Raw genomic sequence first — 12,735 nt, 5'->3', positions numbered from 1 at the left:
AGGTAAGTATATGAATACCTTTTGGCGATGAACTGTTATACTAAGTTTTTAATGTTTTTACTGATATATGGAACGTTAGCGGGGAATATAAAGTATAAGGTTAACTTCAGTAAGATAAATATTATATTTGTTGAACAGATTCTCTATAAGGGTTAAGAAAAGTAGGTGAACAAATGGGAAAATATCAATTGGATACAAAAGGTAAGGCGGCCGTGGCCAAGTATCATGAAAAACAAAAGCCAGCTAAATTTGATAAAAAGCAGCAACTTGAAAAAATACGTACAGAGTATTTGAAGAACAAGCAAAAACAAGCAGATAAAGAATAGGAATGTAAATATAGGAAGACCATGTCCATCTTGTTTAAGGGTTTTAAAGTGATGAGTAGTTCAGGTAATTTCAAGGATTCATCCTACTGTAGAATTCCCCTAAGATGACGTTAAATGACAACTAGTGGTAGAGCTTGGAAACTGATTTATTGGTTTTCAAGTTTTTTTATTTGTATTAATAGGCCTATTTTCCTTTAAAAAATGCTTTACCTATAAGCAGAAAACGAACTATTATTTGGTTAATGAAAAAAATGTTCGGTTTTTCTATTGATTTCGTCATAATTCGATGTTATATTTACTACATAATTTAATTATGTCGTCGTATAACGTTGGGAATAAGGCCCAAAAGTCTCTACCGGATCACCGTAAATGATCCGACTACGATGAGTGATGCTTATTTATATTCACTTATTGGGGATAGTAGAGGTATACGACCAGAACTGGTTGTATACTTTTTTTCGTTGTCGCGATAAAAATGGAGGAACTTATGAAAAAGTATTTTCGTTTTGAGGAATTAGGAACAAACTATCGCCGTGAGATTATAGGTGGTTTGACAACATTTTTGGCAATGGCTTATATCTTAGTGGTTAACCCGATGACTTTATCTCTTGAAACAATCGAAGGGTTACCAGAGTTTATGTACATGGATAAAGGATCTGTGTTTACTGCAACAGCTATTGCTGCAGCAATCGGATCTATATTAATGGGTGTGCTGGCTAGATACCCAATCGCACTTGCACCAGGTATGGGATTAAATGCATTCTTTGCTTACACAGTTGTACTTGAGTTCGAAATTCCATGGCAAATCGCTTTAACAGGCGTCCTGTTCTCTGGTCTCATCTTTATCTGCTTATCTCTCTCGGGAATAAGAGAAACGATTATTAATGCTATACCATCTGAGTTGAAATACGCAGTAGGAGCAGGTATCGGTTTATTTATCACATTTGTCGGCCTACAAAACTCTAAGATTATCGTTTCCAATCCAAATACAGTAGCTGGCTTAGGTGATTTAACAGACCCTAACATTCTATTGACAATCTTTGGACTTGTAATTACTGTAATTATGATGGTTAAAGGAGTTAAAGGCGGTATTTTCTACGGTATGTTAATTACTGCAATCGTAGGGATGGTTTTAAGCTTAGTACCAATCCCTGATGCTGTAGTAGGCAGTGTTCCTTCAATGGCTCCAACTTTCGGTGCTGCATTTGACGTATTTTTTGAAGACCCAGCCGCACTACTGACAGCTCAATTTTTAATTGTTGTGTTAACATTCTTGTTCGTAGATTTCTTTGATACTGCAGGTACTTTAATCTCGGTAGCAAATCAGGCGGGATTAATGAAGGGTGAAAAATTACCTCGTGCTGGTAAAGCATTATTAGCGGATTCTATTGCTACAGTAGCGGGAGCTGTTTCCGGAACATCCACTACTACTTCTTATGTAGAGTCAACAGCTGGTGTAGCTGCGGGAGCAAGAACTGGGTTCGCCTCAGTCGTAACAGGGGTTCTGTTCTTACTTTCTTTATTCTTTTTCCCACTGTTAGATGTCATTACTTCTTATGTAACAGCACCAGCATTAATTATTGTTGGGGTACTAATGGTTTCTTCTATTGGTCAAATAGACTGGAAACGTTTTGAGATTGCAGTACCAGCCTTCTTTGTAATTATAGCAATGCCGTTAACCTATTCTATAGCAACTGGTATCGCTATTGGATTTATCTTCTATCCAATTACTATGATCGTTGCAGGTCGCATAAAAGAAATTCATCCAATCATGTATGGCATGTGGGTAGTATTTGTAGGCTATTTCATATTCTTATAGAATAGAATGATATAAAGAGGGGCTCATGCCTCTCTTTTTTTGGTTTTTAAGAGGGATATAGATTATAGTGATAGAAATATACTCTAATAGAAGAAACTCACTTTAAGTTTGGAGGAAGTTGAGAGTGATACATATAAGAAAAGCAGTACCCTCAGATGCAAAAGGAATTGCCAAAGTTCATGTGGAAAGCTGGAAGACTACTTATATCAATATTGTACCGGAGGACTTTTTAAATAACCTGTCTTTTGAAAAGAGAGCGGATTACTGGTTTTCTGCTATTCCGAACGGGGGAGTTTATGTAGCTGAAGCTGAAAACAATCAAATCGTGGGCTTTGTTTCTGGCGGGAAGGAACGGAGCGGGAACTATTCTAATTATAATGGGGAAATTTATGCGATCTACATTTTAAAAGAATATCAGGGAATAGGTATCGGTAAGTTATTAATCGAACCTATGGTAAAAGAGTTAACGAACCAGGGGGTCTTTACTATGTTAGTGCTAGTTCTAGAAGACAACCCTTCAAAATACTTTTATGAAAAGCTTGGTGCAAAGAAGATAGATAGGATAATAGTAGAAATCGGTGGAACAAAGCTTAATGAGCTAGTATACGGGTGGGAAGATATTATGCCCTTAGCGGGTATATAGAAGTCTATGCTTTAGGTTCTATAAAGCCTATATCATTCTTATAGATTTATCTGAATAAATTGTTATTATTTTTAAGCGTATTTTATTAAAAATAGTGTTGACGAATAGTTTGAAAGGGTGGTATAGTAATCAAGTTGTTACTTTTACTTCTGATTTGAAAAAACAAATTTTAAAAAGTTGTTGACAATGATAATCAGATTTGATAAGATGATAAAGCTGTCGAAACAAATCGACACAATGAACATTGAAAACTGAACATGCAAAACGTTAAGACATACAGCATCAACAAGCTTCGGCTTGATTGACGCAAAAAACAATATTTGACATCATTTAATGATGATGCCAGCAAAACAAAATGAGCTTTTTAAGTTCTCTATTATGGAGAGTTTGATCCTGGCTCAGGACGAACGCTGGCGGCGTGCCTAATACATGCAAGTCGAGCGGATGATGAAGAAGCTTGCTTCTTCTGATTTAGCGGCGGACGGGTGAGTAACACGTGGGCAACCTGCCCTGTAGATTGGGATAACTCCGGGAAACCGGGGCTAATACCGAATAATCCATTACCTCACATGAGGAAATGTTAAAAGACGGTTTCGGCTGTCACTACAGGATGGGCCCGCGGCGCATTAGCTAGTTGGTGAGGTAACGGCTCACCAAGGCGACGATGCGTAGCCGACCTGAGAGGGTGATCGGCCACACTGGGACTGAGACACGGCCCAGACTCCTACGGGAGGCAGCAGTAGGGAATCTTCCACAATGGACGAAAGTCTGATGGAGCAACGCCGCGTGAGTGAAGAAGGTTTTCGGATCGTAAAACTCTGTTGTGAGGGAAGAACAAGTACGAGAGTAACTGCTCGTACCTTGACGGTACCTCATTAGAAAGCCACGGCTAACTACGTGCCAGCAGCCGCGGTAATACGTAGGTGGCAAGCGTTGTCCGGAATTATTGGGCGTAAAGCGCGCGCAGGCGGTCCTTTAAGTCTGATGTGAAAGCCCACGGCTCAACCGTGGAGGGTCATTGGAAACTGGGGGACTTGAGTACAGAAGAGGAAAGCGGAATTCCAAGTGTAGCGGTGAAATGCGTAGAGATTTGGAGGAACACCAGTGGCGAAGGCGGCTTTCTGGTCTGTAACTGACGCTGAGGCGCGAAAGCGTGGGGAGCAAACAGGATTAGATACCCTGGTAGTCCACGCCGTAAACGATGAGTGCTAAGTGTTAGGGGGTTTCCGCCCCTTAGTGCTGCAGCTAACGCATTAAGCACTCCGCCTGGGGAGTACGGTCGCAAGACTGAAACTCAAAGGAATTGACGGGGGCCCGCACAAGCGGTGGAGCATGTGGTTTAATTCGAAGCAACGCGAAGAACCTTACCAGGTCTTGACATCCCGCTGACCGGCCTAGAGATAGGCTTTTCCCTTCGGGGACAGCGGTGACAGGTGGTGCATGGTTGTCGTCAGCTCGTGTCGTGAGATGTTGGGTTAAGTCCCGCAACGAGCGCAACCCTTGATCTTAGTTGCCAGCATTCAGTTGGGCACTCTAAGGTGACTGCCGGTGATAAACCGGAGGAAGGTGGGGATGACGTCAAATCATCATGCCCCTTATGACCTGGGCTACACACGTGCTACAATGGACGGTACAGAGGGTCGCAACCCCGCGAGGGTGAGCAAATCCCATAAAACCGTTCTCAGTTCGGATTGTAGGCTGCAACTCGCCTACATGAAGCCGGAATCGCTAGTAATCGTGGATCAGCATGCCACGGTGAATACGTTCCCGGGCCTTGTACACACCGCCCGTCACACCACGAGAGTTTGTAACACCCGAAGTCGGTGGGGTAACCCTTTTGGGAGCCAGCCGCCGAAGGTGGGACAGATGATTGGGGTGAAGTCGTAACAAGGTAGCCGTATCGGAAGGTGCGGCTGGATCACCTCCTTTCTAAGGATATATTCGGAATACAGATCTTTATCTGTATCTTAACGTTTTGCAGTTCAGTTTTGAATGTTCATTCTATATGAGCATTTAAAGCTTTTTAACTTGCTCCTGCGATTACTCGTCGCAAAGGAACAAGCTTTGTTCTTTGAAAACTGGATAAAACGACATCAAAAAAAGAAACAAACGCAAGATATTCAAATTGTGATCACTTACGTGATTGCAAGTGTAGTACTTTTAACTTTTAGGTTAAGTTAATAAGGGCGCACGGTGGATGCCTTGGCACTAGGAGTCGATGAAGGACGGCACTAACACCGATATGCTTCGGGGAGCTGTAAGTGAGCTTCGATCCGAAGATTTCCGAATGGGGAAACCCACTGCCCGTAATGGGGCAGTACATTTGCGTGAATACATAGCGCATCTGAGACACACCCAGGGAACTGAAACATCTAAGTACCTGGAGGAAGAGAAAGAAAATTCGATTCCCTGAGTAGCGGCGAGCGAAACGGGAAGAGCCCAAACCAAGAGGCTTGCCTCTTGGGGTTGTAGGACACTCTATACGGAGTTACAAAAGAATGAGCTAGACGAAGCGATCTGGAAAGGTCCGCAGGATAGGGTAAAAGCCCCGTAGTCAAAAGTTCATTCCCTCCAGAGTGTATCCTGAGTACGGCGGAACACGTGAAATTCCGTCGGAATCCGGGAGGACCATCTCCCAAGGCTAAATACTACCTAGTGACCGATAGTGAACCAGTACCGTGAGGGAAAGGTGAAAAGCACCCCGGAAGGGGAGTGAAATAGACCCTGAAACCGTGTGCCTACAAATAGTCAAAGCCCGTTAACGGGTGATGGCGTGCCTTTTGTAGAATGAACCGGCGAGTTACGATTACATGCGAGGTTAAGTTGAGAAGACGGAGCCGCAGCGAAAGCGAGTCTGAATAGGGCGAATGAGTATGTGGTCGTAGACCCGAAACCAGGTGATCTACCCATGTCCAGGATGAAGGTGAGGTAACACTTACTGGAGGTCCGAACCCACGCACGTTGAAAAGTGCGGGGATGAGGTGTGGGTAGCGGAGAAATTCCAATCGAACCTGGAGATAGCTGGTTCTCTCCGAAATAGCTTTAGGGCTAGCCTCAAACGTTAGAATCTTGGAGGTAGAGCACTGTTTGGACTAGGGGCCCATCCCGGGTTACCGAATTCAGACAAACTCCGAATGCCAATGATTTATGTTTGGGAGTCAGACTGCGAGTGATAAGATCCGTAGTCAAGAGGGAAACAGCCCAGACCACCAGCTAAGGTCCCAAAGTATTTGTTAAGTGGAAAAGGATGTGGCGTTGCTTAGACAACCAGGATGTTGGCTTAGAAGCAGCCATCATTTAAAGAGTGCGTAATAGCTCACTGGTCGAGTGACGCTGCGCCGAAAATGTATCGGGGCTAAACAAATCACCGAAGCTGTGGATTGATACCTTTGGTATCAGTGGTAGGAGAGCGTTCTAAGGGCGTTGAAGTCAGACCGGAAGGACTGGTGGAGCGCTTAGAAGTGAGAATGCCGGTATGAGTAGCGAAAGATGGGTGAGAATCCCATCCACCGTATGACTAAGGTTTCCTGAGGAAGGCTCGTCCGCTCAGGGTTAGTCGGGACCTAAGTCGAGGCCGATAGGCGTAGACGATGGACAACAGGTTGATATTCCTGTACCACCACCCCACCGTTTGAGTGATGGGGGGACGCAGTAGGATAGGGTAAGCGTGCTGTTGGTTATGCACGTCCAAGCAGTGAGGTGTGAGTGTAGGCAAATCCGCACTCTGTAACATTGAGCTGTGATGGCAAGGACGTATGTCCGGAGTTCCTGATTTCACACTGCCAAGAAAAGCCTCTAACGAGGTGGGAGGTGCCCGTACCGCAAACCGACACAGGTAGTCGAGGAGAGAATCCTAAGGTGAGCGAGAGAACTCTCGTTAAGGAACTCGGCAAAATGACCCCGTAACTTCGGGAGAAGGGGTGCTCTTTTGGGTGAATAGCCTAGAAGAGCCGCAGTGAATAGGCCCAGGCGACTGTTTAGCAAAAACACAGGTCTCTGCAAAACCGTAAGGTGAAGTATAGGGGCTGACGCCTGCCCGGTGCTGGAAGGTTAAGAGGAGTGCTTAGCGCAAGCGAAGGTGCGAATTGAAGCCCCAGTAAACGGCGGCCGTAACTATAACGGTCCTAAGGTAGCGAAATTCCTTGTCGGGTAAGTTCCGACCCGCACGAAAGGCGTAACGATCTGGGCACTGTCTCAACGAGAGACTCGGTGAAATTATAGTACCTGTGAAGATGCAGGTTACCCGCGACAGGACGGAAAGACCCCGTGGAGCTTTACTGTAGCTTGATATTGAATTTTGGTGCAACTTGTACAGGATAGGTAGGAGCCTTAGAGCCCGGAGCGCCAGCTTCGGAGGAGGCGTCGGTGGGATACTACCCTGGTTGTATTGAAATTCTAACCCATACCCGTAACCCGGGTAGGAGACAGTGTCAGGCGGGCAGTTTGACTGGGGCGGTCGCCTCCTAAAGTGTAACGGAGGCGCCCAAAGGTTCCCTCAGAATGGTTGGAAATCATTCGAAGAGTGTAAAGGCAGAAGGGAGCTTGACTGCGAGACCTACAAGTCGAGCAGGGTCGAAAGACGGGCTTAGTGATCCGGTGGTTCCGCATGGAAGGGCCATCGCTCAACGGATAAAAGCTACCCCGGGGATAACAGGCTTATCTCCCCCAAGAGTCCACATCGACGGGGAGGTTTGGCACCTCGATGTCGGCTCATCGCATCCTGGGGCTGTAGTCGGTCCCAAGGGTTGGGCTGTTCGCCCATTAAAGCGGTACGCGAGCTGGGTTCAGAACGTCGTGAGACAGTTCGGTCCCTATCCGTCGTGGGCGTAGGAAATTTGAGAGGAGCTGTCCTTAGTACGAGAGGACCGGGATGGACACACCGCTGGTGTACCAGTTGTTCTGCCAAGGGCATCGCTGGGTAGCTATGTGTGGACGGGATAAGTGCTGAAAGCATCTAAGCACGAAGCCCCCCTCAAGATGAGATTTCCCATTACGCAAGTAAGTAAGATCCCTCAAAGACGATGAGGTAGATAGGTTCGGGGTGGAAGCGTGGCGACACGTGCAGCTGACGAATACTAATCGATCGAGGACTTAACCAAATTGTTTGTTTCTAATATGATGTCTTTTATCCAGTTTTGAGTGAACAACTCAAAAGTCTAGTGATGATGGCGAAGAGGTCACACCCGTTCCCATACCGAACACGGAAGTTAAGCTCTTCAGCGCCGATGGTAGTTGGGGGTCTCCCCCTGCAAGAGTAGGACGTCGCTGGGCAACTAAAGAAAGTCGTCACCGAGTAATCGGTGGCGGCTTTTTTGTTTTGTCTTTTATAGGAAAGAACCGAAGGCAATCTCTTACCTTAAGAAAGTATGCGAGAAGGCAAGGGAGAATGGCTCAGATGGTCTTTAAAGAGCTTTGTGCACTTTAGGGCGTATTTACTTTAAAGGTTCATTTTAGGCATTATAATAAGGTTTTCACAGATGATTCATTCTTGATAACTACTTAAAATGTCGAATCAGGAATTCTGCTTAATCCCTCTAATTTACATTTCCCGGGAAATAGAAACTATATATGACAAAAAACTTAAAAATAAAATAATTATAGTGAAATTTAGTGTATTTTAAATTAATGAGTACGTAAATCTAGCCAAAATAAAATTATTGTAGAAATAGTTAAATTTACAAAATTTATAAGTATGATATCATGCAGAAAAGGAGGAGAAATTTGATAAATGATTAGCAAAAGAAGTTCAATTAATTATAACTATCATGGATTAAAGGTACTTCATGATCGATTAAACAATGGGCATCCGTTAAAAGGATTAATTCATTCTAAATTTATGTCTGTGAAGGCAGGAATTAAAGGTGAGGAAGTTGTGGAAGGAATATTTAATAAATATACTTTTCCTTTTAATTATTATGTTTTATTCAATTTAAATTTAAGTTCTGATGGAAACTTCCAAATCGATGCTTTAGTTATTTCTCAACATTATTTATTAATATTAGAGTCTAAAAATATTATCGGAGAGTTGAGTTTTGAGAGAAATCCATTTTGCCTAAAAAGAAAGTTGGGAAATGGTCAGCTTGATATTTTTGAAAGCCCAGAAGTTCAGTTAGATAGAAATATAAAAATGCTACAAAGATGGCTAAGTAAAAGGTCATTAAATATTCCAATAATAGGAGCGGTTGTTTTAAGTACTATGAAGTCAGAAATAGTAAAGCCACCAATTAGCCACACTATTATGTATCCTAGTAACATTCCAAACTTTATTTGGGAACAACCTAGAGATAATGCTTTTATGACTGCTGAACAATTAGAGGAGTTAAGGATAAGTCTTCTTTTAGACCACAATGATTATTATCCCTATCCCATGTGTCGTACATGGGGGATAGATGTTAACGATTTAATTAAAGGAGTGAGGTGCACAGAGTGTAACTGGATGGGGATGAAACGTATCATACGTAACTGGCAATGTCCAAACTGTCTTCATCAAAACAAGGAGGCTCATGTTAGTGCAATTAAGGAGTGGTTTATGTTAGTGGGTGATGAGATGACTAATAATGATTGTCGAAATTTTTTGCAGTTAGAGATGAGTCAGACTGCAAATAGATTAATGCATGGTATGGAGTTAAAGAGTGTTGGATTTGGCAAAAATACTAAATACAAAATGGAGAGGGTAATGTTAGACAAGATCTTAGAATGACTTTTTATATCTTATTTGAGAATGGTATAAGGATGCATCCCAAGCAGCTAGAGTTAAAACCTGTTTTCTACTAATCGGTGATAAATCTCAGCGAACGGTGATAAAACTCACTGAACGGTGATAAAACCACGATGAACGGTGATAAATCTCTTCGAACGGTGATAAATCGAAATAACTCTCCTAATCGAGCCGCACTCTCAATGTAAAAGACCCCGAATGAGCTAGAAAAGAGATGAAAATGCAAAATGGTTTGCTGAACGATAATAAAACCCAGCCAACAGCGATAAACCGAAATCACTCCCCAATTGAGCTACACTCTCTATGTCAGACATCCATGAAACCAGCAATCACTAAATTTGCTTAAACTTTCTTAATACAGCTTATTTACTTTCAAGAAACTCTAATCTCCACAAAATTTATAAAAACTTTCGAAGCTTATCCTCTATAACTTCTCATTCTAATCTTACCTACCCTACTCCAACTTCCTTTCCTTGATTATATATGTTCATAAAGGGTATATATTAGAATATCTTCTACCTATGAGGAACTATTATTTAAAGGAGTTGGAAGAATGTTAGAAAATGCATGGATTATGGTGTTGACGATTTTTGTCATTAACATTGTATACGTTACGTTATCCACTACTAGGATGATTCTTACACTAAAGGGGTATCGATATATTGCTGCATTGATGAGTATTGTAGAGGTTACTGTTTATGTAGTAGGGCTTGGCCTAGTGTTAGATAACTTGGATGCTATTCAAAATCTTGTTGCCTATGCACTTGGTTTTGGTACGGGAATCATTGTTGGTTCTAAGCTTGAGGAAAAAATGTCTTTAGGATATATTATGGTTAATGCTATTTCTGTAGAAAGTGATGTAAACCAATTATCCAATATTCTCCGAGAGGAAGGGTACGGGGTTACCGATTGGACGGTAAATGGTTTAGCAGGGCATAGACAAGCACTTCAAATATTAACTCCTAGGAAATATGAGAAAAAGCTATATGATCGATTAAAGGAAATTGATCCGAAAATCTTTATTATTGCACATGAGCCCAAAACGATTCATGGCGGGTTCTGGGTTAAAACGATTAGGAAAGGGAAGCTCTTTAGATGAAGCAAGAAACACAATGGTTTGAAGTGCAAGAAAATGAAAGCATTGCAGCCTGTATGGAAAAGATGGCAGAGCAGGGCTTTCAAGTGGTTGGTAGGAGAGAAGAGCCTTTGTTTGCAGAGGTGGATGGAAAACCTGTTCCTATCAGGCAAATTATTCAATTAAAAGGTATTAAAGAAAAGAAATAATAGAAAATACATCAAAAACCGAACATTATAGTTTTCTGAAAATTTATTGTTCGCTTTTAGGCGTTGACGTTACTATCTAGACTTGTTAGAATATTAATAGTAATAGAACGATTTGATCCCCATATATGCTAAAGAATTGGCTTTAGCGTTTCTACCAAGTCACCGTAAATGACAGGACTATGAGGGAAAGCGACTTTTGGAAACTGCTAAAAGGGTGTGTTCTTCTATGCATATGCAAGTATCAAACACCCTTACTATGTTCCTCAAGTAAACTGCTTTTCTTCTTAAAGAAAGTAGTTTATTTGAGGAATTTTTTGTTTAAAAGGAAGGGACGAAAATAATGAACGCAAAAATTGGTGTAATTATGGGTAGTTCTAGTGATTGGGAAACGATGAAGCATAGCTGTGAAATATTAGATGAGTTACATATTCCATATGAGAAACAGGTGGTATCTGCACATCGCACTCCTGATCTTATGTTTGAATATGCGGAACAAGCCCGAGGAAGAGGGATTCAGGTAATTATTGCAGGAGCAGGAGGAGCGGCACATTTACCAGGAATGGTGGCGGCAAAGACGACACTTCCGGTTATAGGTGTACCAGTACAATCCAAGGCATTGAATGGATTAGATTCTTTATTATCAATTGTTCAAATGCCTGGAGGAGTTCCAGTAGCAACGGTGGCAATAGGTAAGGCCGGTGCTACAAATGCAGGTTTACTTGCTGCACAAATTCTTTCCATTCATAATGATGAAATTGCTATTCGGTTAGAAAATAGAAGAGAAGCAATTAAAAAAAATGTCTTAGAAAGTAATGGTGAGCTACGATGAAGACAATCTATCCGGGACAAACAATAGGGATTATTGGCGGGGGACAGCTCGGGAGAATGATGGCCCTTGCAGCTAAAGAAGCGGGATTTAAAGTGGCTGTCCTTGAACCGAAGATGGACTCTCCTTGTGGTCAGATTGCAGATATTCAAATTGTTGCACCATATAACGATGAGGCAGCTTTAGAAGAGCTTGCCGAAGTTAGTGAAGTGATAACCTATGAATTTGAAAATATAGATTATGAAGGTTTAAAGAGACTTACAGAAATTGCTTATGTTCCTCAAGGAGCGGAGCTTGTAAAAATTACACAAGACCGTATTTTGGAGAAGAGATCGATTCGAGCAGCTGGAGTGCCAGTGGCAAAATTTATAGAGGTACAAAGCTTTGAGGAGCTATCCTCCAACATAGATAATATCGGCTATCCATGCGTGGTGAAAACTACACGTGGAGGGTATGATGGAAAAGGACAGCAGATTGTTAAAAGTAAGGAAGAGTTACAACTAGCTAAGCCTCTTTTTCAACACTCACCATGCATAGCGGAAGCATTTGTACCATTTACTAAAGAGATTTCAGTAATTGTACAAAGAAATGGAAATGGAGAAACGTATTGCTTACCAATCGGAGAAAATATTCATGTGAATCATATTTTACATGAAACTATAGTGCCAGCGAGAATTAGTAAATCTCTATCTCAAAAAGCGGTAGAGGCTGCGGAAGTAATTGCGAACCATTTGAATCTTGTAGGAACGCTTGCTGTAGAAATGTTTGTGCTTGAAGGCGACAAGATATTAATAAATGAGTTAGCTCCTAGACCTCATAATTCAGGTCACTATTCTATAGAAGCTTGTAATGTATCTCAATTCCATCAGCATATAAGAGCGGTGTGTGGCTGGCCTTTAAGACAACCGAAGCTATGGACGAACTCAGTTATGGTCAACATACTAGGACAGCATGTAATTCCTGTAACAAACTCGCTCAGCAAGTATCCAAATTGGTCGCTACACCTGTATGGCAAAAGTGAGGCTATGGAAAACAGAAAGATGGGACACGTTACGATTCTTTCGGACGATATTGAGAAAACACTAGTAGAAATCGAACAATCAAAAATTTGGTCTTAAT

At 42.1% G+C, this 12,735-nt stretch carries 8 protein-coding genes, 3 rRNA genes and 2 riboswitches; all 11 genes read left to right on the top strand.

From position 1 onward, the window contains the following. The first annotated feature begins 173 nt into the window (after nucleotides 1-173). A complete protein-coding gene (locus MKY09_RS16050; protein ID WP_169360491.1) occupies nucleotides 174-326 on the top strand; it encodes a hypothetical protein in 153 nt (50 codons plus the stop codon). A 299-nt stretch (nucleotides 327-625) separates the two neighbouring features. Further along, a riboswitch (purine riboswitch) is annotated at nucleotides 626-727 on the top strand. An 86-nt stretch (nucleotides 728-813) separates the two neighbouring features. Next, nucleotides 814-2,145 (top strand): NCS2 family permease, encoded by a 1,332-nt coding sequence (locus tag MKY09_RS16045; RefSeq protein WP_298473210.1) that lies wholly within the window; start codon nucleotides 814-816, stop codon nucleotides 2,143-2,145. Nucleotides 2,146-2,272: 127 nt separating this feature from the next. After that, nucleotides 2,273-2,788 carry a GNAT family N-acetyltransferase gene (locus MKY09_RS16040; RefSeq protein WP_342568259.1) on the top strand — a complete coding sequence of 172 codons (516 nt, stop codon included), beginning with the start codon at nucleotides 2,273-2,275 and terminating at the stop codon, nucleotides 2,786-2,788. A 375-nt stretch (nucleotides 2,789-3,163) separates the two neighbouring features. Then, nucleotides 3,164-4,717: ribosomal RNA gene (locus MKY09_RS16035) — 16S ribosomal RNA — on the top strand. Between the two features lie 241 nt (nucleotides 4,718-4,958). Next, a 23S ribosomal RNA gene (locus MKY09_RS16030) occupies nucleotides 4,959-7,887 on the top strand. Nucleotides 7,888-7,943: 56 nt separating this feature from the next. Then, nucleotides 7,944-8,059 (top strand): 5S ribosomal RNA (gene rrf, locus MKY09_RS16025). The 16S, 23S and 5S rRNA genes sit together here, the layout of an rRNA operon. A gap of 457 nt (nucleotides 8,060-8,516) precedes the next feature. Then, on the top strand, nucleotides 8,517-9,488 hold the full coding sequence (locus tag MKY09_RS16020) for a nuclease-related domain-containing protein (RefSeq protein WP_342567094.1): 972 nt from the start codon (nucleotides 8,517-8,519) through the stop codon (nucleotides 9,486-9,488). 571 nt (nucleotides 9,489-10,059) lie between these two features. Beyond that, entirely contained in the window at nucleotides 10,060-10,605 is a 546-nt protein-coding gene (locus MKY09_RS16015) for a DUF5698 domain-containing protein (protein WP_251556588.1), read from the top strand. Then, the gene (locus MKY09_RS16010; protein ID WP_251556586.1) at nucleotides 10,602-10,790 is read left to right on the top strand and encodes an NETI motif-containing protein; all 189 of its coding nucleotides are present in this window, start codon (nucleotides 10,602-10,604) and stop codon (nucleotides 10,788-10,790) included. Before MKY09_RS16015 ends, MKY09_RS16010 begins: the two co-directional genes overlap by 4 nt. A 99-nt stretch (nucleotides 10,791-10,889) precedes the next feature. Next, nucleotides 10,890-10,990, top strand: a riboswitch (purine riboswitch). Between the two features lie 140 nt (nucleotides 10,991-11,130). Further along, nucleotides 11,131-11,619, top strand: coding sequence for a 5-(carboxyamino)imidazole ribonucleotide mutase (purE, locus tag MKY09_RS16005; protein WP_251556585.1), 489 nt, complete (start codon nucleotides 11,131-11,133; stop codon nucleotides 11,617-11,619). After that, nucleotides 11,616-12,734, top strand: coding sequence for a 5-(carboxyamino)imidazole ribonucleotide synthase (purK, locus tag MKY09_RS16000; RefSeq protein WP_251556583.1), 1,119 nt, complete (start codon nucleotides 11,616-11,618; stop codon nucleotides 12,732-12,734). The genes purE and purK overlap by 4 nt, the downstream gene beginning before the upstream one ends. Nucleotide 12,735 lies beyond the last annotated feature (1 nt).

Source organism: Psychrobacillus sp. FSL K6-4046 (genome assembly GCF_038624605.1).
Lineage (GTDB): Bacteria > Bacillota > Bacilli > Bacillales_A > Planococcaceae > Psychrobacillus.
Note: the sequence above shows the minus strand (reverse complement) of the source record. Positions and strands in the feature narration are given on the sequence as shown.

Coding starts and splice junctions, on each gene's coding strand:
- MKY09_RS16020 (WP_342567094.1), top strand. CDS start 8,517: ATGATTAGCAAAAGAAGTTCAATTAATTATAACTATCATGGATTAAAG.
- MKY09_RS16015 (WP_251556588.1), top strand. CDS start 10,060: ATGTTAGAAAATGCATGGATTATGGTGTTGACGATTTTTGTCATTAAC.
- purK (WP_251556583.1), top strand. CDS start 11,616: ATGAAGACAATCTATCCGGGACAAACAATAGGGATTATTGGCGGGGGA.
- purE (WP_251556585.1), top strand. CDS start 11,131: ATGAACGCAAAAATTGGTGTAATTATGGGTAGTTCTAGTGATTGGGAA.
- MKY09_RS16045 (WP_298473210.1), top strand. CDS start 814: ATGAAAAAGTATTTTCGTTTTGAGGAATTAGGAACAAACTATCGCCGT.
- MKY09_RS16010 (WP_251556586.1), top strand. CDS start 10,602: ATGAAGCAAGAAACACAATGGTTTGAAGTGCAAGAAAATGAAAGCATT.
- MKY09_RS16050 (WP_169360491.1), top strand. CDS start 174: ATGGGAAAATATCAATTGGATACAAAAGGTAAGGCGGCCGTGGCCAAG.